Consider the following 19691-nt stretch of genomic DNA (forward strand, 5'->3'; position numbering starts at 1 on the left):
GCGGATGAACATCTCCGCCCCCTTCGTCCGGCGGCCAATCGCGACGCTGCTGCTGGCGCTCGGCCTGGCGCTGGCCGGGCTGGTGGCGCTGCGCGACCTGCCGGTCTCGGCCATGCCGCGCGTCGATCTGCCGACCATCTTCGTCAGCGTCAACCAGCCCGGCGCCAATCCGGAGACGCTGGCGGCGACGGTGATCGCGCCGCTGGAGCGGCAGATCGGCGCCATCGCCGGCATCACCGAGATGACGTCGAGCGCCGGCACCGGCAGCGGCAACATCATCATCCAGTTCGACCTCTCCCGCACGCAGGAGAGTGCCGCGCGCGACGTGCAGGCGGCGGTGAACGCGGCGCGGCAGGACCTGCCCTCCGGCCTGCCCAACCCGCCCAGCGTGCGCAAGATCAACCCGGCCGACGCGCCGGTGCTGATCCTGGCGATGACCGCCGACACCCTGCCGCGCGCCTCGCTCTACGATGTCGCCGACAGCATCGTCGCGCAGCGCCTGGCGCAGATCCAGGGTGTGGCGCAGGTGCAGGTGGCGGGCACGGCGAAGCCCGCGGTGCGGGTCTCGGTCGACCCGGCGGCGGCGGCTTCGGCCGGGGTCTCCTTCGACGCCATCCGCACCGCCATCACCGCGGCGAATGTCACCCAGCCGGTCGGGCTGATCGATGGCGAGGAGCAGGCGGCCAGCATCGCGGTGAATGACCGCCTCAGCCGCGCGCCGCATTACGAGACGCTGGTGGTCAAGGCCGAGGATGGCGCGGTGCTGCGCCTCTCCCGCATCGCCCGCATCAGCGAGGGCGCGGCGAGCAGCCGGCAGATGGCCTGGTTCGACCAGCGCGAGGCCACGTTGATGCTGGTCTTCAAGCAGGCCGACGCCAATGTCATCGACGTGGTGAACGGCGTGAAGGAGATGCTGCCGCAGCTGCAGCGCTGGGTGCCCGGCGGCGTGCGCATCGACGTGATGAGCGACCGCTCCGGCACCATCCGCGCCAGTGTCGAGGAGGTGGAATTCACCCTGCTGCTGACCATCGCGCTGGTGGTCGCGGTGGTGGCGGTGTTCCTGCGCCGGCTGGCGCCGGTGGTCGCCGCCAGCGTCACCGTGCCGCTCTCGCTGCTCGGTACGCTGTTCGTCATCTGGATGCTGGGCTATTCGCTCAACAATTTTTCCCTGATGGCGCTGACCATCTCGGTGGGCTTCGTGGTCGACGACGCCATCGTCATGCTGGAGAACATGGCCCGCATGCGGGCGCGCGGCATGGCGGTGATGCAGGCGGCGCTGGAGGGGGCGCGGCAGATCGGCTTCACCATCATCTCCATCACCGTCTCGCTGATCGCGGTCTTCGTGCCCCTGCTGGCGATGGGAGGCATTGTCGGCCGCTTCTTCCGGGAGTTCTCGGCGACGCTCGCCATCGCCGTCACCCTCTCCGCCGTGCTGTCGCTGACGCTGACGCCGATGCTGGCGGCGCGGCTGGAGCGCGAGGGGGAGGAGCGCCCGCCCGGCCGCCTGGCGCGCGGCTTCGAGCGCGGCCTGGACGCCATCCTCAACGCCTATCTGCGCAGCCTGCGCTTCGTGCTGCATTTCCGCCGCACCGCGCTGCTGGCCAGCCTCAGCCTGATCGGCGTCACGGTCTGGCTCTATGTCATCGTGCCCAAGGGCTTCTTCCCGGAGCAGGATACCGGCCTGCTGGCGGGCGCGGCCCGCGCCGCGCCGGACACCTCCTTCGCGCGGATGAGCGAGATCATGGAGCAGGCGACGCGCATCATCCTGCGCGACCCGGCGGTGGACAGCGTCGGCGCGCAGATCGGCGGCGGCTTCGGCGGCGCCGGCACCAATAGCGGCCAGTTCTACATCACGCTGAAGCCGCGCGAGCAGCGCGGGCTGAGCGCCGCGCAGGTGATCGACCGGCTGCGCGCGCCGCTGTCGCGCATCGCCGGCGCCTCGGTCTTCCTGCGCGCGCAGCAGGATCTGTTCGTCGGCGGCCGGCCCGGCGATTCGCAATATTCCTACGTGCTGCTCGGCAGCGATCTGGAGGCGCTGCGCGAGGCCAGCAACCAGATGGTCGAGGCGCTGCGCGTCACGCCCGGCTTCTTCGACGTCTCCAGCGACCAGGAGCGCGGCGGGCTGGTCAACCGCGTGGTGGTGGACCGCGACCAGGCGGCGCGGCTCGGCATCTCGATGCAGGCGCTGGGGGCGGCGCTGAACAACGCCTTCGCCCAGCGCCAGGTCTCCACCATCTACGCCACCCGCAACCAGTACAATGTGGTGCTGGAGATCGACCCGGCGCTGCAGCAGGATGCGACGCAGCTGGCGCGCATCTTCCTGCCCGGGCGCAACAATGCGCAGGTGCCGCTCTCCGCCGTGGCGCGGATCGAGCGCGACATGTCGCCGCTCCGCGTCACCCACCGCAACCAGTTCCCGGCGGCGACGATCAGCTTCAACCTGCCCGTCGGCACCTCGCTCGGCGAGGCGCAGGCGCGGGTGCGCGAGGTGGAGCTGGGGCTCGACCTGCCGGCCGGCATCCGCTCCGAATATGGCGGCAACGCCGCCGCCTTCCAGGCCTTCTCGCGCGACCAGCCGCTGCTGATCCTGGCGGCGATCCTGTCGATCTACATCGTGCTGGGCGTGCTGTATGAAAGCTACATCCACCCGCTGACCATCCTCTCGACCCTGCCGACGGCCGGCATCGGCGCGCTGCTGGCGCTGCTGGTCACCGGCCTGCCCTTCAGCGTCATCGCGCTGATCGGCGTCATCCTGCTGATGGGCATCGTCAAGAAGAACGCCATCATGATGGTCGATTTCGCGCTGGAGCATGCGCGGGAGGAAGGCGCGGATGCCGAGGCCTCGATCCTCGCGGCCTGCCGCGACCGGTTCCGCCCGATCCTGATGACCACGCTGGCGGCGCTGTTCGGCGCCGTGCCGCTGGCCTTCGGCACCGGCACGGGGGCGGAGATGCGCCAGCCGCTCGGCATCACCATCATCGGCGGCATGGTCGTGTCGCAGCTGCTGACGCTCTACACCACGCCGGTGATCTACCTGGCGCTGGAACGGCTGCGCCAGCGCCACGCGAATCGCCGCGCCACCGTGCCCGCGCGGTGACAGGCGGCGGAAAAGCCGCCCCGCCCGCGCCCGCCGCAGATTGCGCGCAGGCCATCCTTTCGCCAGGATGGCCGCGGGACCAATGGAGACAGGTGGATGAGCGGCAGCACTCCTTCCGGCGAGACGTCGGAAGCGCTGATGAGGGAGATGGTCCAGATCCTGGCGGATCTGCGTCACCACAATGCGCGTGCCGTCGACATGCTGGAGCGAATCCACCAGGAACTGGTCCAGCAGCGCGGCCGCGCCGCCGCGGCCCAGCCTGCCACGCAGCAGCCCGCCCCGAACCCGCCCGCCCCGGCCCTGCTGCCCGGCGCCGACGACTGAGGGCGCGCCGGCCGCGCCCGTCCGGGCGGCGGCCCTCCATCCGGCCCGGGGCATGCCCCGCCGGCCCCGGGCGGGCCGCGCCGCCGATCGCGCGGCGCGCGATTGCGCCGGGACGCAGCCTGTGCGGAAATGGCGGCGAATGACCACCGTGTCATCCGTCAACCTCCGACCGGGAACGGATCTCCCCCAATGGTGTCACGCCGAAGCTTTCTGGGCGGCACTGCCGGCCTCGCCGCGCTGCCCCTCGCCCGCCCCGCCCTGGCGCAGGGCAGCGCCGCGACCACGCTGCGCTTCATCCCGCAGGCCGATGTCACGACGCTGGACCCGCTGGCCACCACCTCCTACGCGGTGCGCAACCACGGCCATCTCTGCTGGGACACGCTCTACGGGCTCGATATCGAGTTCCGCCCGCAGCCGCAGCTGGCCGAGGGCCATGTGGTCGAGGATGACGGCAAGCGCTGGATCTTCACCCTGCGCGACGGCCCGACCTTCCATGATGGCGAGAAGATCCGCGCGGTCGACGCCGTGGCCTCGATCCAGCGCTGGATGGGCCGCGACACGCATGGCCAGACGCTGGCGGCGCGGCTCGACGAGATCCGCGTGCTGGATGACCGCCGCTTCGAGATCCGGCTGAAGCGCCCCTTCGGCGCGATGCTGGACGCGCTGGGCAAGTCCTCCTCCTATCCCTGCTTCATCTATCCGGAGCGCTTCGCGAAGATCCCCTTCACCACCCCCTTCCGCGAGGTGGTGGGCAGCGGCCCCTACCGCTTCAAGGCGGATGAGTGGCAGTCGGGCTCGCAGGTGGTCTATCAGCGCTACGACCGCTACTCGCCGACCCCGGTCGGCACGCCGGGCGTCACCGCCGGGCCGAAGCTCGCGCTGTTCGAGCGGCTGGAAAAGAAGATCATCATGGATCCGGCGACCGCCGGCGCCGCCATCCAGGCCGGCGAGATCGACTGGTGGGAGCGCGTGGCGCCCGATCTGCGCCCGCTGCTGCAGCGCCAGCGCAATGTCGTCGTCGACCGGATCGAGGGCAATGGCACGGTCGTCATGCTGCGGCCGAACCACCTGACCGAGCCGTTCAACGACCCGGCGGTGCGGCGCGCCGTCTGGCCGGCGCTGAACCAGGCCGATTTCATGACCTCGATCATGGGCGATGACCGCAGCCGCTGGCAGGATGGCGTCGGCTGCTTCCCCGCCTCCTCCTCCTTCGCCAGCGATGAGGGCATGGCGGCGATCACCAGCCCGCGCAGCCTGGACGCCGCCCGGCGCGCGCTGCAGGCCACCGGCAAGGCCGGGGCGCGGACGGTGATGCTGCACCCGGCCGACCAGGTGAACAACAGCACGCTGACCAGCGTCGCCACCGACATGATGAAGAAGATCGGCTTCGCGGCGGAGGATGCGGTGTCCGACTGGGGCACCATGCTGCAGCGCCGCGCCCGCAAGGAGCCGCTGGAGCAGAATGGCTGGAGCGCCGTGGTCGTGCTGTTCGGCGGCGAGGACCTGGCCAATCCGGGCGGCCACCCGCTGCTGCGCGCCAATGGCCAGGATGCCTGGTTCGGCTGGCCCACCAGCCCGACGCTGGAGACGCTGCGCGACCAGTGGTTCGACGCCCCCTCGCTGGACGAGCAGAAGGCGATCTGCCGCAGGATCCAGGCGCAGTTCTTCCAGGACGTGCCCTATTGGCCGCTCGGCCAGTATTTCGTCGACAGCGCCTATCGCCGCAACATCAAGATCGGCCGCCGCGGCATGTCGCTGGCGCTGAACGCCAGCCGCGAGGGCTGAGACCCGGGCGGGGGCCGGCGCGTCCGGCCCCCGCCCGCCCCTGCCGCGCGGCCGGAGCGGGGCGGTCCCGACGGCGCCGCGGCCTGACAGCGCGGCACGGGGCGGCTAGTCTGCGCCTCCCCCGCGGCCCCCGCGTCGCTTCTCCAGGCGCCGCCAGCAGTGCAGAGAACCATGGACCCCGCCACCCTCGCCGCCCATGCGCAGCAGATCCTGCGCGACGCCACCATCCCCGAGCTGCCCAACCACTATGCCGGCAAGGTGCGGGACAATTACGACCTGCCGGATGGCCGCCGGATCATCATCGCCACCGACCGGCTCTCGGCCTTCGACCGCATCCTCTGCGCCGTGCCCTTCAAGGGCCAGGTGCTGACCCAGACGGCGCGGCACTGGTTCGAGCAGACGCGCGACATCTGCCCCAACCACGTGCTGGAATATCCGGACCCGAATGTGGTGATCGGCCAGCGGTTGGACATCCTGCCGGTGGAGATCGTGGTGCGCGGCTATCTGGCCGGCACCACCGGCACCTCGATCCTGACGCTGTACAAGGCCGGCCAGCGCGAGATGTACGGCACCCGCCTGCCCGATGGCATGCGCGACAATGAGCGCCTGCCCCAGGCGATCATCACGCCGACCAGCAAGGCCTTCGATGGCGGCCATGACGAGCCGCTGACGCCCGCCGAGATCCTGGAGCGCAAGCTGCTGACCCCGGCGCAGTGGGAGCAGCTCAGCCACTACGCGCTCGCCCTCTTCGCGCGCGGCCAGGCGATGGCGGCCGAGCGCGGGCTGATCCTGGCCGACACCAAATACGAGTTCGGCACCGATGCCGAGGGCCGGATCGTGCTGGCCGACGAGATCCACACCCCGGACAGCAGCCGCTACTGGAAGGCGGCGAGCTTCGAGGCGCGCTTCGCCGCCGGCGAGAAGCCGGAGAGCTTCGACAAGGATTTCGTGCGCAGCTGGGTGGCGGCGCGCTGCGACCCCTATCACGACCCGATCCCGGAGATCCCCGAGACGCTGATCCTGGCCACGGCGGCGGTCTATATCGAGGCCTATGAGACCATCACCGGCCAGCGCTTCGCCCTGCCGCCGGCGGCCGGGGATGTGCTGGCGCGCATCCGCGGCAATCTGACGCCGCTCTTCGGCTGAGCCGGGCCGGCGGGCCGGCTCAGCCGGCCAGCCGGTTCCGCCCCTGGCGCTTGGCGCGGTAGAGCTGCGCATCGGCCTCCGCCAGGGCGGAGGCCAGCGCCGCCTGGCCGGGCGGCGCCACCGCCAGCCCCAGGCTGATCGTGTAGGGCGGCAGGCCCGGCCCGCCCTCCGCCACCGCCTGGCACAGGCGCCGCGCCAGCGCGCCCGCCGCCGCCGCATCCTGGCCCGGCAGCAGGGCCAGGAATTCATCGCCGCCCAGCCGCGCCAGCACCCCGCCGCTCTCGGCCAGCAGCCCGGCCAGCCGCGCCGCCATCGAGGCCAGCACGGCATCCCCCGCCGCATGGCCGTGCCGGTCGTTGATCTGCTTGAAATGGTCGATGTCGAGCAGCAGCAGCGCGCCGCCCTGGCGCAGCCAGCCCTGCTGCTGCGCCTCCAGCCCGGCGCGGTTCCAGGCGCCGGTCAGGTGGTCGCGGAAGGCGGCGTCGCGCAGCGTCGCCTGCGCCCGCTCCAGCGGAATGGCCAGCAGGCTGAGATAGAGGATCGGCAACAGCAACTGGTCGGAGAGCAGCGGCAGCAGCGCCGCCCAGTTCTGCTCGCCGAGCGGCAGCAGCCCGCCGGCCAGGGACAGGACATAGCAGGGCACATAGGCCAGCAGGGCGAAGGCGGCGATGCGCCGCCCGCGCCCGCCGGCCGGCCGGCGCAGCATGGCAAGAGCAGTGGAGAGCACCGAGCCGAGCAGGCCGAGGCTGCCGCCGGCGCGGCGCAGCGTCGCCTCCGCCAGGCCTTGTCCGGCCAGCGCGCCCAGCCAGGGCAGCAGCATGGGCAGGGCGAAGCTGGCCAGCACCGGCAGCGCCATCCAGGGCCGCAGCGGTGCCCGCCCCTCCGATTGCCGCAGGCCGGAGAGCAGCAGCGCGTTGCTGGCGGCGATGACGCCGATGCACAGCCCGGCCAGCAGCCCGTCCATGCGGCCGGCATAGGCCTCCAGCACCAGCAGGCTGCCGGCATAGAGCACCGAGCTCGCCGCCCAGTGCAGCAGATAGGCCTCGGCCCGCCGGCCGCGCCACAGGGCCAGGAAGACGGCGGCGAAGGCGATGCTCAGCAGCAGGCTGCACAGGCGGACGGTGCTGACATCCGGCGGGGCGAAAGGGGTCAATCGGGCGATCCGGGGCGGGGCGTGGCGGGCTCAAGATTTCGTTAGCACAGTCCGGCGCCGCCTCGCAGCACCGCTGGCCGCCCTGGCGCCGGGCCGCGCGCGGGCCCCTCCGGGCAGGAGCTTGGCAACCCCTCGCGGGATCGCGGCTTTTCAGCACCGGGCCGGCCCGCATAATGACAGCCTCGCCTGCCCCGATCGCCGTCCCGCCACAGCCCAGCCCGAGAGGAAGAGATGCGGCCCGCCTGCGCAGCCCTGCTTGCCCTGCTGCCCCTGCTGCCCGCCGCGCCGGTGCTGCTGCTGGCGCCCCCAGCCCAGGCGCAGAGCGCCGGCTGGGAATCGACCATGGTCGACCCGCGCGCCATGCCGGTGCGCAGCCGCATCCTGCTGCAGGACGCGCTGGTCTGGTCCGGCCATTACAACGGCCTGCTGGATGGCGGCTGGGGCCAGGCCAGCGAGGAGGCGATGAATCGCTGGCGCGCCAGCCGCGGCCTGCCGCCCGCCGCCGCCTATCCGGCGCGGGAGCTGCTGGCGCTGTTCGTGCAGGGCGCCCGGCTGCGCGAGCAATGGGGCTGGCGCGAGGCGCGCGACCCGGCGACCGGCGCCGTCTATGGCTACCCCTCCGCCTTCCTGACGCCGCGCCCGGCCTCGGACGGGTCGGGACTCGATTTCGACGGCACGCTGTCCGGCTTCGGCATGAGCATCCGGAAATTCGGCGACATGCCGGGCGGCATCGGCGCGGTGTTCGACCGCGTGGCGCGCGAATCCGGCGCCGCGCCCAGCTACCGGCTCGACCGCCCGGACCGCCAGGCGATGATCGTCGAGGGGCCGCGCGGCTCGGCCTATTTCCGCTTCGAGAAGGTAAATGGCGACTGGGTCGGCCTCTCCGTCTCGCTGCGCAACCCGGGCGAGCAGCACCGGCGCATCCAGTCGGTCGTCGCCAGCATCTTCTCCCCCACCGGCCGGCCGCCGGTGCCGGCGGGCGAGGCCACGGTGATCGATGTGGTGGCCTCGGTCGCCAACCGCATGCGCCGGCCCGGCCCGGCCCCGGCGGCGCCGCCGGATTCGCCGCCCCAGGCCGCCGACCCGGCGCCGCAGGCACCCCCCGGGCCCAGCCGCCCGCAGGCCGGCGCGCCCCCGCGCCAGCAGGCGCGCACCAGCTCCGGCACCGGCTTCGTGGTGCGGCGCAACGGCATGCTGGTGACCAATGCGCATGTGGTGAAGGGCTGCACCTCGCTGGCCCTGCCGACCGGCGAGCCGGTGGTGGTGCGCGCCGCCGATGAGCGGCGCGACCTGGCGCTGCTGCAGGTGAACAAGAGCTTCCCGGCCGAGCTGCGCTTCCGCCGCGACCAGACCATCGACCATGGCGAGCGGGTGCGCGCCTTCGGCTATCCCTTCTACGACCTGGTCTCGCGCTCGCTGAACATCACCGAGGGCATCGTCACCGCGCTGGCCGGGCTGCGCGACAACCCGATGCAGTTCCAGGTCAACGCCGCCATCCAGCCGGGCAATAGCGGCGGGCCGGTGGTGGATGACAGCGGGCTGGTGATCGGCGTCGCCGTCTCCACCCTGACCACCACCGCCTTCAGCCAGGTGACGGGGGCGGTGCCGCAATCGCTGAACTACGCCATCCGCGGCCAGGTGGTGGAGAGCTTCCTGCTGGAGAATGGCGTCGAGACCGAGCGCGCCCCGCCCGGCCCGGTGACCGATCTGCGGCAGATCGCGCGCGAGGTCTCGCCCTTGGTCATGCCGGTGATCTGCACCAAATCATGAGGCCGGCGGGCCGCGACGAGGCGGCCGCCCGGCCGGGTCGAGGAGGGTGGATGTCGGCGCGATTGTGGTCGATCGGCGTGCTGCTGGTGGCGCTTGGCATCGCCGCCAGCGTGGTGGGGTGGGATGCGCTGCTCTGGCTGCCGCGCCAGGTGCTGGACTCCCTGGCCTGGGCGCCGCGGGCGCTGTTCGAGGCGCTGCGGGATTCGCCCGCCACCACCGGCATCATCCTGCTGGGCGTCGTGCTGATGGTGGTGGCGCGCATGCTGGGCCGGCGCGGGTCGTGATCCCCCGCGCCGCCCCCGCCCGGCTCAGCCCTGCTGCTGCTGCTGCGGCAGGCGGGCGATCACCTTGATCTCGAAGTCGAAGCCGGCCAGCCAGGTGACGCCGATGGCGGTCCAGCTCGGATAGGGCTTGGCCGGGAAGGCGCGGTCCTTCACCGCCAGCACCGTGTCGAACTGCGCCTTCGGGTCGGTGTGGAAGGTGGTGACGTCGACGATGTCGTCGAAGCTGGCACCGGCCTCCCGCAGCACGGCGGCGAGGTTGTCGAAGGCGCGCTGCACCTGCGTCTCGAAATCCGGCTCGGGCGAGCCATCCTCGCGGCTGCCGACCTGGCCGGAGACGAAGAGCAGGTCGCCGGAGCGGATCGCCGCCGAATAGCGGTGCATCTCATAGAGGGCCTGGCGGCCGGGCGGGAAGATGGCGTCGCGTTGGGCCATGAGGGCATTCCTTCACAGGGGGGGCGTCGCCAGGACCCGGCATGGGTAAAGACATACGCCCCGTATGCGAGCGCATATTGGACATACGCGACGTATGTCAATTGCGGGCGCGCCGGAAATCCGCACCCGCCGCGCCGGCCCGCGTCAGCCGGCGGGCCGCCGCGCCAGGGCCAGGCCGAGGCCGAGCGCGATCATCGCCGCCCCCGAGGCCTCGCGCAGCCGGCGCACCAGCCCCGGCCGCGCCGCCGCGCCCTGGCGCAGCCCCGCCGCGGCGAAGGCCACGCCGATATCGGCCAGGGTGTTCAGCGCCACCGAGATGCAGCCCAGCAGCATGAATTGCAGGGCGACCGCGCCCGCCGCCGGATCGACGAATTGCGGCACGAAGGCCAGGAAGAAGGCCGCTGTCTTGGGGTTCAGCGCCTCCACCAGCACGCCCTCGCGGAAGGCGCGGCGCGGGCCGATGGGGGGTGCCGCCGCCTGCCCGGCCAGCGCCGCCGCCGCATCCCGCCGCGCCGCCCGCAGCGTGCGCAGCCCGATCCAGACCAGGTAGAGCGCGCCCAGCAGCTTCAGCGCGGTGAACAGCTCGGCGCTGGCCAGCACCAGTGCGGAGACGCCGAGCGCCCCGGCCAGCACATGCATCAAGCCCCCCAGCCCGGTGCCGAGGCTGGAGGCCACGCCCTCGGCGCGGCCGCCGGCCAGGCTGCGGGCGGCGACATAGAAGATTCCGGGCCCCGGCGTCACGGCGAGCAGCAGCGCCGCCGCGACATAGAGGGCCAGCTGGGCCGGATCCGGCATGGGCAGCTCCTTCCGGCGCCGCCCCCGGCGGGGGCGGCGCGACGATGGGGGGTGATGGGATGGCCGCGCCTCAGCGCGGGATCAGCCGGGCCATCTCGCGCGCCGCCTCGGTGGGGCCCTCCGCCAGGCCGGCGGCGACGCCGGCGCGGTCCTCGGCGCTGCGGTTCTGGCTGAGCTTGCGCTTGCCCTCCAGCCGCGCGATCGGCAGGCGCAGCCCGACAATGCCGCGCATATGCGCGCGGATGAAGGCCTCCGGCGCGTCGGACACCGCCCAGGGGCGCGGCTGCGAGGCCTCGTGCTTCTCGGTCAGCCGGGTGACGAGGTCGAGCAGGCGCTCCGGCGCCTCGAAGAACTCGACCGGGCCATAGGCATGCACGGCGACATAGTTCCAGGTCGGCACCACCTTGTGGTGCTCCGCCTTGGCGGCATACCAGGAGGGGCTGATGTAAGCGTCCGGCCCCTGGAACAGCACCATCGCCTCGCCCAGCGCCGGGCGCTGCCATTGCGGGTTGGCGCGCGCCAGATGGCCGTAGAGCGTGCCATGCGGCCCCTCCTCCGGCGCCAGCAGCAGCGGCAGCGGGGTGGCGGAAAGCCCCTGCTCGGTGGCCGTCACCAGCGTGGCCAGGCCGGCCGCCTGAATCACGGCCTGCAGCAGGGCGGGATCATCCTCGCGGAAGGCGGGGGGGACATACATGGGCTTGTTCCTTCTCGACCCGCAGCTTGCCCCGCGACTGGACCAGGGAGAAGATCCAGTTTCCGCTGAAACGATAGGACCAGTTGCCGCATGGCCGAGCCGCCGCCGCCTTCCGGGGTCATCCAGCGCCTTTGCCAGACGATCCGCGCGCGCATCGCCGCCGGGCAGCTGGCGCCGGGCGACGCCCTGCCCTCCAGCCGGGCGCTGGCCGCCGAATGGGGCATCGCCCGCGGCACGGTGACCGCCGCCTATGAGCAGCTGGTGGCCGAGGGCTATCTGGAGGCGCGGCAGGGCGCCCGCACCCGGGTGGCGGCGGGGCTCGGCCGGGCGGCGGCGCCGATGGCGGCCCCCGCCCCCGCCGCGCCGCCGGAGCGGCTCTCGGCCTATGCGCGGCGGCTGCAGGGCTTCGAACTGCCGCCGCCCGCCAGCGCCGCCAGCGGGCGCCTGGTGGCGGATTTCCGCTATGGCGACCTGGCCGCCGCCGACTTCCCCCTGGCCGCCTGGCGCCGCGCGCTGGAGGCGGCTTTGCGCCGCACGCCGCCCAGGCTGCGCTATGACGACCCGATGGGCAGCCCCGCGCTGCGCGAGGCGCTGCAGGCCTATCTGTGGCGCGCCCGCGGCCTGCGCTGCGACCCGGCGCAGATCCTGGTGGTGAACGGCTCGCAGCAGGGGCTCGATCTCTGCGCCCGGCTGCTGCTGGATGCCGGCGACGGCGCGGTGATGGAGGAGCCGGGCTACATCCTGGCGCGCGAGGCCTTCCAGGCGGTCGGCGCCCGGCTGCTGCCGGTGCGGGTGGATGCGGAAGGGCTGGACACCGCCCGGCTGCCGCCGGCGCGGCTGGCCTATACCACGCCCTCGCACCAGTTCCCGCTGGGCAGCGTGCTGTCGGCGGCGCGGCGGCGGGCGCTGCTGGGCTGGGCGGAGAGCTGCGGCGCCCATGTCATCGAGGATGACTATGACAGCGAATACCGCTTCGGCGTCGCCCCGGTGCCCACGCTGCAGGCGATGGATGCGGCCGGGCGGGTGATCTATCTCGGCACCCTGTCCAAGACGCTCTCCCCCACGCTGCGGCTGGGCTATCTGGTGCTGCCGGCGGCGCTGGCGCCGCTCTTCGCCCGCGCCAAGAGGCTCGCCGACCGGCACGCGCCGCTGCTGGAGCAGGAGGCGCTGGCGGCGCTGATCCAGAGCGGCGCCTATGAGCGGCATGTGCGCCGCATCCGCCGCCGCAATGGCGAGCGCCGGACGGCGCTGCTGGCCGCGCTGGCCGCCGAGCTCGGCACCGATGCGACCCTGGCCGGGGCCGAGGCCGGGCTGCATCTGCTGGCCTGGCTGCACCGCATCCCGGCGGCGCGGGAGGAGGATTTCATCGCCGCCGCGCGGGCGGCCGGGCTCGGCCTGCACCCGGTCAGCCGGCTCTACGCCGCGCCCCCCGGCGCCGGCCGGCCGGATGCGGCCGGGCTGGTGCTGGGCTATGCCGGGCTGGAGCCGGCCGCCATCCAGGCCGGGGTGGCGCTGCTGCGCGGCGTGCAGCGGCGTTTCCTGGCGCCCTGAACACCCGGCTCAGCCGCGCTGCGCCGCGCGGACGAATTCCGCCAGCTCCCGCCCGAAGCGCTCGGGCTCCTCCAGGAAGGGGCTGTGACCGCTCTCCGCATAGACCGAGAGACGGCTGTCGCGATGCAGCGCCTGGATGCGCTCCGACATGGCCAGCCGCACCAGCCGGTCCCGCGCGCCATGGCTCAGCAGCACCGGGCCGGGATAGTCGCGGAAGACCGGCTCGAGATCGGTGGTCTCGGTCTGCACGAAGCCCTCATTCGCCGCGCGCGCCGTCATGCCGTTGATCACCAGCATGCGCTGCAGCGCGGCCGGGTCGGGCTGGCGGTGGAAGCAGGCGGCGAGGAATTCGGCGGTCGCCGCGCTGCGCTCGGCCAGGTCGTGCGAGGTGGCGCGGCGGGTGAAGTCGAGCGCCAGCGGCGTCAGCAGCTCGGGCGAGAGCTTCGTCACCGCATCCACCAGATTGACGCCCGCGACCCGCGCCGCGCCGAAGCGGCGCAGATAGGCACCCGCCACATAGCCGCCGAGCGACCAGCCCACCAGCACCGGCCGGCGCAGCGCCGCGGCGTCGAGCATGGCGGCGACATCCTCCGCCCAGCGATCGGCCGGCGCATAGGCCGCCGGCGCCTCCGGCTTGCCGGAATCGCCATGGCCGCGCAGGTCGAAGCGCACCAGGCGGAAGCCGGCCAGGGCAGGATCGGCGAATTGCCGGTCCCAGCTCAGCCGGCTCTGGCGCAGCCCGTGGATGAACAGGATCTCCGGCGCCGCCGGGTCGCCCACCGCCTCCCCCACCAGCAGCGTGCCATCGGCGGAGCGGGCGGTGAGGCTCTGGCGCGGGGCCGCGGCACCGGCCGGGCCGGCGGCCGCGGCGGGGTGCGGCGGCCAGGGGGTGGCGAGACCGGCGAGGCCGGCCAGCAGCAGGCGGCGGGAGGGGGGCATCGGGTGATCCCTGCGTTGTTTAGCGATCACTATTCAACGCGGTTGACAGGGGCCGTCAAGCGGTTGTTGAGTGGTCGCTATGCAACCCAGCCCGAAGCCGCGCGGCGGCCGCCCCTGGAGCTTCGACCGCGAGGCCGCGCTGGAGACCGCGATGCGGCTGTTCTGGCGGCATGGTTATGAAGGGGTCTCGATCGGCGAGCTGACGCGGGCCATCGGCGTCGCGCCGCCCAGCCTCTACGCCGCCTTCGGCAGCAAGGCCGGGCTCTACCAGGAGGCGCTGCGCCGCTACGAGGCGGAGCTGGGCGGCTTCGACGGCGAGGCGATCGCCGCCGCGCCCTCGCTGGCCGAGGCGGCGCGGCGCCTGCTGGACGGCGCCGTCACCGCCGTGACGCGCTCGGCGGAGCTGCGCGGCTGCATGATCTCGAGCGGCCTGGTCACCTGCCACCCGGACCATGCCGAACTGGCCGCGCATGCGGCCGGGCGGCGCGAGGCGATGCGGGCGCGCATCGCCGCGGCGCTCGCCCCCTTCGCCGAGGGCGAGGCGCTGCAGCGCCTGTCGCGGCACCTGGCCACGCTGCTGCAGGGCCTGTCCATCCAGGCGCGCGACGGCGTGGCGGAGGCCGAGCTGCGTGGCATCGTCGAGGAGGCGGTGGCCGGGCTGGCGGCGCGCGCCCTGCCCGGCCCCCGATCCGGCGGCTGAGGCGCCGCCGGCCCTGGCTCAGTGCTGCTCGCCGGAGGCGGAGAGCGCCAGCACGTTGAGCGGCGCGCCGCCCAGCGCGATCTCGCGCTGCGGCGCCAGGCTGGCGGCGTCCAGCACCAGCAGCCGGCCGCGCGCCGGGTCGGTCACCGCCAGCACCCCGCCGGCGGCGGAGAGGCGCGGCCGGGCGACCGCCGAGCCGCCCTCCAGCGAATAGCGCGGCAGCAGCTCGGCGCTGGCGGCGATGCGGCCGGCCAGCGTGTCGATGCGGTGCAGACGGCCATCCTCGGTCAGCACGAAAAGCGCGTCGGAGCGCTGCGGGTCCAGGGCGAAGGCCAGGCGCCGCGCCGGCAGCGCCACCACGGCGAAGCGCCCGGCATCCGGGTCCAGGATGGTCATGGCGTCCGGCCCGAAATCCCCGGCGAAGAGATGGTAGTCGGCGCCGCCCGCCAGGGTGCGCACCATGCGCCCGGCCTCGCTGCCGGCGGGATAGGCCAGCTTGCGGAATTGCTGGGTGCGGGTGTCGAGCAGCAGCACGCCATCGGCGCAGCCCAGCCCGATGATCCGGCCCGACATCGCCTCGCCATGCAGGCGCGGGCAGTCATCATTGCGGGCGATCTCCCGCCCGGCCTCGTCCAGCAGCACCACGCCGCCCGGGCGCTCGCCGGCGCCGGCGGTGTGGCTGACCATCAGGCGCGGGCCGGCGGCGCTGCGGAAGGGATAGGCCAGGCCGTGATGCGGCGCATTGGCGCTGAGCCGGCTTGTGCCGCCCTCCGCCGCCACCACCACCGAGCCATCGCCATCGAAGAAGCTGGCCAGACGGCCATCGCCGCCCAGCACATGCGAGGGGCGCGGCCCCTCGGCCACGCGCGCGATCAGGCGCGGGGCGGAGAGGGTGAGGTCGGCATGGTCGCCATGGCTTTCCGCCGCCATGCCGAGATCGACCACATCCACCCGCCCCGCCGCGCCCTGCGCCAGCGAGACCTGGCCCGGCGCCGCGCCGGGGCGCAGCCCGCCGGGCGAGCCGGTCTCGAACCGGGCCAGCACATCGCCGGAGAGCAGGTCGACCACGGCGACGCTGGCGGCGGCGTGGTCGGTCACCGCGGCGCGCACCGCGTGGCGGGGCTGCGCCATGGCGGGGCCGGCCAGCAGCAGGCTGAGGGGAAGGGCGGCGAGGAAGCGGAAACGGGTCATGGCACCGGCGTCATGAAATGGTATAACATTTCTTATCGGCCCTGCCCCGGCCGCACAAGGCGGGGGGGCGGGGCTTGCGATGAACGACACGTTATATCATACCAGAACCCCATGTCAGCCCGGCCGCTCCTCCCCTCCCGCGACAACACCCCCGTCTCCGGCAATGACATCACCCTGCGCGAGGCGCATTGGCAGCGCTGGCCCGGCGATGAATGGGCCTGTTTCGACGCCCTGCCGGCCACGGTGCGCCGCCGCCTGCAGCAGCACGCCTATGACCCCTGGGCGGTGAACGCGCTGAAGCTCTGGCAGATCTTCCGCCGCCAGACCGGCAGCAGCGCGCGCGCCGAGCGCCGCATGCTGCGCCATCTCGACCAGTGCGAGGCGCTGGAGCGCGAGCTCTTCGCCCGCGCCTATGCCGGGCGGCACCGCCAGGCGCTGCCGCATGTCGCCGCCGGCGCCAGCGTGCTGCGCGATACCCCCTCCGCCACCCCGGCGCGGCGGCGCTAGCCGGGCTTTGGCGGCGACGCCTGCCCGGCCCGGGGCAGCGGCGCATCCAGCGCCGGGGGCCTGCGCACCGCCCAGGCCGCCGCCAGGGCGGCGCTGATCGCCTTGCCCGTCCCTGGCCGCGCCGCGGCGATCCCTGGCGCGGAGCATGGCATCGATGGCGGCACCCTCGCCGCCCGGCAGCGCCGCCCTTACCGGGCCGAGCGGCGCACGAATTCCAGGAAGGCGCGCATCGCCGCGCTGCTGTGCCGCCGGTTCGGGTAGTAGAGATGCCAGCTCGGCAGGCGCGGGCTCCAATCGGCCAGCAGCTCGACCAGCCTGCCCTCGGCCAGGGCCGGCCGGGCGTAGTCCTCGAAGACATGGGCGATGCCCTGCCCGGCCAGCGCCGCCTGCAGCTCCTGATGCGCCGAGCTGAGCGTCAGCCGGCCGCTGGGCAGCATCTCCACCGCCTCGCCCGCCTTCTCGAAGCGCCAGCTGGCCAGGGTGCCGCCCGGATAGCGGCGGCGGATGCAATCATGGCCGATCAGCGCCGCCGGGCTGTCCGGCCGCCCGCGCTTCGCCAGATAGTCCGGCGCGGCGACGATGACGTAGCGCAGCGGCGGGCCGAGCGGCACCGCCACCATGTCCTGCTCCAGCTGCTGGCCGAAGCGCACCCCGGCATCGAAGCCCTGCGCGACGATGTCGACGATGGCGGCATCGCTGACGATCTCGACATGCACCTGCGGATGCGCCGCCATGAAGGCGAAGGCGAGCGGGCAGAGGATATGGTCCACCGCCGGCCCCGGCGCGTTGATGCGCAGCGTGCCGGAAGGCTGCTCGCGCAGCTGGTCCAGCTCGGCCAGGGCCAGGCGGATCTCCTCCAGCGCCGGGCGCAGCCGGCCGAGCAGCCGCTGCCCCGCCTCGGTCACCGCCACGCTACGGGTGGTGCGGTTCAGCAGCCGGATGCCCAGCGCCTGCTCCAGCGCCCCCATGGTCTGGCTCATCACCGAGGAGGAGACGCCCCGCTCGGCCGCAGCAGCGCGGAAGCCGCCATGCCGGGCGATCAGCGCGAAGATCTCCAGATGGTCGAGGCGCACCGCCATTGCTCTGGTTTCCCGATCAGCCTGTTCGCGCTTGATGCGCTTATCAGCGCAGTGCCGCAAGGCCAGCTTCGCGGGGAGAGGAGCGGCCGCACCGCTCCAGGCGCTTCCCCCGGCACGAGGCCAGATGATGCTCACCCTTCACCGTCGCAGGATCATGCTCACCGCCCTGGCCGGCAGCGCCGGCGCGCTGCTGGCGGGCCCGGCACCCGCCAGCGCCCAGCCGGCCGCGCCAGCGCTGTCCGGCAATTCCGGGCATTACCGCTTCCGCATCGGCGACATCACCGCCACGGTACTGAGCGACGGCAATATCGGCGGCCCGCCGCGCGTCTATGCCGGCGACGCGCCGGAGGCGGAGCTGGAGGCGGTGCTGCGCCGCGCCTTCCTGCCCACCGACCATCTGGTGCTGAACCTCAACACGCTGCTGCTGGAGATCGGCGGCCAGCGCATCCTGCTGGAGGCCGGGGCCGGCGCCACCATGGGGCCGCGGGGCGGGCGGCTGTTCGACAATCTGCGCGCCATCGGCCTCTCGGCCGAGGATATCGACCTGATCATCGTCTCGCACACCCATCCCGACCATGTCGGCAATCTGCGGACCGCCGAGGGCGGGCCGGCCTTCCGCCGCGCCCGGCTGATGGTGCCGCGCGCCGACTGGGCCTTCTTCGTGCAGGGCGAGCCCGACCTTTCCTACATGCCGGTGCCGGCCGAGTTCCGCCAGCGCTTCGCCGCCAACATCAAGCGCAGCCTGGAGCCCTATGCGCGCGAGGTCACGCTGTATGAGGGCGGCGCCGAGATCGTGCCGGGGCTGCGCAGCATCGCCGCCGCCGGCCACACCCCGGGCATGGTCGCCTTCCTGGTGCAGTCCGGCGCCGAGCAGCTGCTGCTGACGGCCGACCTCGCCTACCACCCGGTGGTCAATATCGACCAGCCCTGGCGCCCCGGCCCGGACCGCGACGCCGAGGCGGCGGCGGCGGTGCGCCGGCGCATCTTCGACCAGGCGGCGGCCGAGCGGATGCTGGTGCTGGGCTTCCACTACCCCTTCCCCGGGCTGGGCCGGATCCTGCGCACCGATACGGGCTACGCCTGGGTGCCGGCCGGCTGGCAGTTCTGACCCCTCCCCCGCCGCCACGCGCGAAGGTTCCCGCCATGACGCATGCCTCCCTGCCCCTCGACCGCCGCGGCCTGCTGGGCGCTGCCGGCGCCGCCGCGGCCCTCGGCCTGGCCGGCCGCCCCGGCAGCGCCCGGGCCCAGAGCGCCGCCCCCGCCGCCACCGCGACCGCGCCCATGGAGCCGGTCATCACCCGCCGCATCGGCCGCACCGGCCGCGAGGTGACGGCGCTCGGCCTCGGCACCTTCCTCACCTTCGACCTGCTGCCCGGCCAGCCGCGCGACCGGCTGCGCGCGGTGATGGCGCGCTATCTCGCCGGCGGCGGCGGGGTGGTCGACACCTCGCCGCTCTACGGCTCGGCCGAGACCAGCGTCGGCGCCTTTCTCTCGGAGATGCCCGAGGGGCGCGGGGTCTTCCTGGCCAACAAGATCTGGTCCACCGGCGAGTATCTGGGCGACACCAGCCATGCCCAGCGCAGCCTGGAGCAGTCGCGGCTGCGGGTCTGGCGCGACACCATCGACCTGATGCAGTGCCACAGCCTGACCAATGCGCCGGTCATCGTGCCGCTGCTGCAGGGCTGGAAGCGCGAGGGGCTGATCGGCCATGTCGGCGTCACCCACCATGAATCCGGCTTCCAGCCGGAGCTGGCGCGCTTCGTCGAAAGCGGCGCGGTGGATGTGGTGCAGACCAACTACTCGATCTACGACCGCGCGGCGGAGGAAAGGCTGCTGCCGGCGGCGGCGGATCGCGGCGTCGGCGTGCTGGTGAACCTGCCGCTGGAGAAGGCGCGGCTGATGCGCGTCGTCGAAGGCCGGGCGCTGCCCGATTTCGCCCGCGAATTCGGCGCCACCAGCTGGGCGCAGTTCTTCCTGAAATGGGTGATCGCCCATCCGGCGGTGAGCTGCGTGCTGTGCGGCACCTCCGACCCCGCGCACATGGCGGACAATCTGCAGGCGCTGCGCGGCCCGCTGCCGGATGCGGCGATGCGCCAGCGCATGCTGCGCCACATGGAGACGATCCCGGGCTTCGGCCGCATCGGCGCCATGCCCTGGTATCCGGGCAAGGAGGCCCAGTACCAGGGCCAGATCCGGCAGGCCCAGGCGCGGGCCCGGGCGCGGGCGCGCCCGGCGGAGTGAGGG

18 protein-coding genes are annotated in these 19691 nt (G+C 73.3%); 11 read left to right on the forward strand and 7 right to left on the reverse strand.

The window, feature by feature from the left end:
* Positions 1–4 precede the first annotated feature (4 nt).
* From QE401_RS11040 to QE401_RS11055, 4 genes are all read left to right on the forward strand, one after another.
* On the forward strand, positions 5–3097 hold the full coding sequence (locus tag QE401_RS11040) for an efflux RND transporter permease subunit (protein ID WP_307138251.1): 3093 nt from the start codon (positions 5–7) through the stop codon (positions 3095–3097).
* Positions 3098–3193: 96 nt separating this feature from the next.
* Positions 3194–3421, forward strand: a complete 228-nt coding sequence (locus tag QE401_RS11045) for a hypothetical protein (RefSeq protein ID WP_307138252.1) — start codon at positions 3194–3196, stop codon at positions 3419–3421.
* Between the two features lie 192 nt (positions 3422–3613).
* Positions 3614–5206 carry an ABC transporter substrate-binding protein gene (locus tag QE401_RS11050; protein WP_408903935.1) on the forward strand — a complete coding sequence of 531 codons (1593 nt, stop codon included), beginning with the start codon at positions 3614–3616 and terminating at the stop codon, positions 5204–5206.
* 171 nt (positions 5207–5377) lie between these two features.
* Entirely contained in the window at positions 5378–6352 is a 975-nt protein-coding gene (locus QE401_RS11055) for a phosphoribosylaminoimidazolesuccinocarboxamide synthase (RefSeq protein WP_307138254.1), read from the forward strand.
* A gap of 19 nt (positions 6353–6371) precedes the next feature.
* Here QE401_RS11055 and QE401_RS11060 read toward each other — a convergent pair whose 3' ends face one another.
* Positions 6372–7505 (reverse strand): GGDEF domain-containing protein, encoded by a 1134-nt coding sequence (locus QE401_RS11060; RefSeq protein WP_307138255.1) that lies wholly within the window; start codon positions 7503–7505, stop codon positions 6372–6374.
* Between the two features lie 231 nt (positions 7506–7736).
* Between QE401_RS11060 and QE401_RS11065 the strand changes: the two genes are divergently transcribed.
* Together QE401_RS11065 and QE401_RS11070 are read left to right on the forward strand one after the other, a co-directional pair.
* Entirely contained in the window at positions 7737–9275 is a 1539-nt protein-coding gene (locus tag QE401_RS11065; protein WP_307138256.1) for a S1C family serine protease, read from the forward strand.
* A 50-nt stretch (positions 9276–9325) separates the two neighbouring features.
* A complete protein-coding gene (locus tag QE401_RS11070) occupies positions 9326–9559 on the forward strand; it encodes a hypothetical protein (RefSeq protein WP_307138257.1) in 234 nt (77 codons plus the stop codon).
* A gap of 24 nt (positions 9560–9583) precedes the next feature.
* On the opposite strand, the gene QE401_RS11075 is transcribed toward QE401_RS11070, so the two are convergent.
* From QE401_RS11075 to QE401_RS11085, 3 genes are all read right to left on the reverse strand, one after another.
* Positions 9584–9991 carry a RidA family protein gene (locus QE401_RS11075; protein ID WP_307138258.1) on the reverse strand — a complete coding sequence of 136 codons (408 nt, stop codon included), beginning with the start codon at positions 9989–9991 and terminating at the stop codon, positions 9584–9586.
* A 144-nt stretch (positions 9992–10135) separates the two neighbouring features.
* Positions 10136–10786, reverse strand: a complete 651-nt coding sequence (locus tag QE401_RS11080) for a LysE family translocator (RefSeq protein WP_307138259.1) — start codon at positions 10784–10786, stop codon at positions 10136–10138.
* A gap of 70 nt (positions 10787–10856) precedes the next feature.
* The gene (locus tag QE401_RS11085; protein ID WP_307138260.1) at positions 10857–11480 is read right to left on the reverse strand and encodes an FMN-binding negative transcriptional regulator; all 624 of its coding nucleotides are present in this window, start codon (positions 11478–11480) and stop codon (positions 10857–10859) included.
* 90 nt (positions 11481–11570) lie between these two features.
* Here QE401_RS11085 and pdxR point away from each other — a divergent pair, with 90 nt between their 5' ends.
* Positions 11571–13031: a MocR-like pyridoxine biosynthesis transcription factor PdxR gene (pdxR, locus tag QE401_RS11090; RefSeq protein ID WP_307138261.1), complete on the forward strand. Its 1461-nt coding sequence runs from the start codon at positions 11571–11573 to the stop codon at positions 13029–13031.
* 9 nt (positions 13032–13040) lie between these two features.
* Here pdxR and QE401_RS11095 read toward each other — a convergent pair whose 3' ends face one another.
* Entirely contained in the window at positions 13041–13970 is a 930-nt protein-coding gene (locus tag QE401_RS11095) for an alpha/beta fold hydrolase (protein ID WP_307138262.1), read from the reverse strand.
* A 79-nt stretch (positions 13971–14049) separates the two neighbouring features.
* Here QE401_RS11095 and QE401_RS11100 point away from each other — a divergent pair, with 79 nt between their 5' ends.
* A complete protein-coding gene (locus QE401_RS11100; protein ID WP_307138263.1) occupies positions 14050–14670 on the forward strand; it encodes a TetR/AcrR family transcriptional regulator in 621 nt (206 codons plus the stop codon).
* Between the two features lie 18 nt (positions 14671–14688).
* Here QE401_RS11100 and QE401_RS11105 read toward each other — a convergent pair whose 3' ends face one another.
* The gene (locus QE401_RS11105; protein ID WP_307138264.1) at positions 14689–15861 is read right to left on the reverse strand and encodes a hypothetical protein; all 1173 of its coding nucleotides are present in this window, start codon (positions 15859–15861) and stop codon (positions 14689–14691) included.
* 111 nt (positions 15862–15972) lie between these two features.
* Between QE401_RS11105 and QE401_RS11110 the strand changes: the two genes are divergently transcribed.
* On the forward strand, positions 15973–16368 hold the full coding sequence (locus QE401_RS11110; protein WP_307138265.1) for a DUF6525 family protein: 396 nt from the start codon (positions 15973–15975) through the stop codon (positions 16366–16368).
* Positions 16369–16556: 188 nt separating this feature from the next.
* Here the strand turns inward: QE401_RS11110 and QE401_RS11115 are convergent, their stop codons facing one another.
* Positions 16557–17447: a LysR family transcriptional regulator gene (locus QE401_RS11115; protein ID WP_307138266.1), complete on the reverse strand. Its 891-nt coding sequence runs from the start codon at positions 17445–17447 to the stop codon at positions 16557–16559.
* A gap of 124 nt (positions 17448–17571) precedes the next feature.
* On the opposite strand from QE401_RS11115, the gene QE401_RS11120 reads away from it, so the two are divergent.
* Positions 17572–18555 carry an MBL fold metallo-hydrolase gene (locus QE401_RS11120; RefSeq protein ID WP_307138267.1) on the forward strand — a complete coding sequence of 328 codons (984 nt, stop codon included), beginning with the start codon at positions 17572–17574 and terminating at the stop codon, positions 18553–18555.
* A gap of 35 nt (positions 18556–18590) precedes the next feature.
* Positions 18591–19688 (forward strand): aldo/keto reductase, encoded by a 1098-nt coding sequence (locus QE401_RS11125; RefSeq protein WP_307138268.1) that lies wholly within the window; start codon positions 18591–18593, stop codon positions 19686–19688.
* Positions 19689–19691 lie beyond the last annotated feature (3 nt).

Origin of the sequence: Pseudoroseomonas cervicalis (assembly GCF_030818485.1) — a bacterium.
In the GTDB taxonomy this organism is placed as follows: domain Bacteria; phylum Pseudomonadota; class Alphaproteobacteria; order Acetobacterales; family Acetobacteraceae; genus Pseudoroseomonas; species Pseudoroseomonas cervicalis_A.

What these genes read in the sequence shown, in the direction of transcription:
- QE401_RS11040 (WP_307138251.1), top strand. Translation starts at nt 5, where the DNA reads ATGAACATCTCCGCCCCCTTCGTCCGGCGGCCAATCGCGACGCTGCTG.
- QE401_RS11045 (WP_307138252.1), top strand. Translation starts at nt 3,194, where the DNA reads ATGAGCGGCAGCACTCCTTCCGGCGAGACGTCGGAAGCGCTGATGAGG.
- QE401_RS11055 (WP_307138254.1), top strand. Translation starts at nt 5,378, where the DNA reads ATGGACCCCGCCACCCTCGCCGCCCATGCGCAGCAGATCCTGCGCGAC.
- QE401_RS11065 (WP_307138256.1), top strand. Translation starts at nt 7,737, where the DNA reads ATGCGGCCCGCCTGCGCAGCCCTGCTTGCCCTGCTGCCCCTGCTGCCC.
- QE401_RS11070 (WP_307138257.1), top strand. Translation starts at nt 9,326, where the DNA reads ATGTCGGCGCGATTGTGGTCGATCGGCGTGCTGCTGGTGGCGCTTGGC.
- QE401_RS11075 (WP_307138258.1), bottom strand. Translation starts at nt 9,991, where the DNA reads ATGGCCCAACGCGACGCCATCTTCCCGCCCGGCCGCCAGGCCCTCTAT.
- QE401_RS11080 (WP_307138259.1), bottom strand. Translation starts at nt 10,786, where the DNA reads ATGCCGGATCCGGCCCAGCTGGCCCTCTATGTCGCGGCGGCGCTGCTG.
- QE401_RS11085 (WP_307138260.1), bottom strand. Translation starts at nt 11,480, where the DNA reads ATGTATGTCCCCCCCGCCTTCCGCGAGGATGATCCCGCCCTGCTGCAG.
- pdxR (WP_307138261.1), top strand. Translation starts at nt 11,571, where the DNA reads ATGGCCGAGCCGCCGCCGCCTTCCGGGGTCATCCAGCGCCTTTGCCAG.
- QE401_RS11095 (WP_307138262.1), bottom strand. Translation starts at nt 13,970, where the DNA reads ATGCCCCCCTCCCGCCGCCTGCTGCTGGCCGGCCTCGCCGGTCTCGCC.
- QE401_RS11100 (WP_307138263.1), top strand. Translation starts at nt 14,050, where the DNA reads ATGCAACCCAGCCCGAAGCCGCGCGGCGGCCGCCCCTGGAGCTTCGAC.
- QE401_RS11105 (WP_307138264.1), bottom strand. Translation starts at nt 15,861, where the DNA reads ATGACCCGTTTCCGCTTCCTCGCCGCCCTTCCCCTCAGCCTGCTGCTG.
- QE401_RS11110 (WP_307138265.1), top strand. Translation starts at nt 15,973, where the DNA reads ATGTCAGCCCGGCCGCTCCTCCCCTCCCGCGACAACACCCCCGTCTCC.
- QE401_RS11115 (WP_307138266.1), bottom strand. Translation starts at nt 17,447, where the DNA reads ATGGCGGTGCGCCTCGACCATCTGGAGATCTTCGCGCTGATCGCCCGG.
- QE401_RS11120 (WP_307138267.1), top strand. Translation starts at nt 17,572, where the DNA reads ATGATGCTCACCCTTCACCGTCGCAGGATCATGCTCACCGCCCTGGCC.
- QE401_RS11125 (WP_307138268.1), top strand. Translation starts at nt 18,591, where the DNA reads ATGACGCATGCCTCCCTGCCCCTCGACCGCCGCGGCCTGCTGGGCGCT.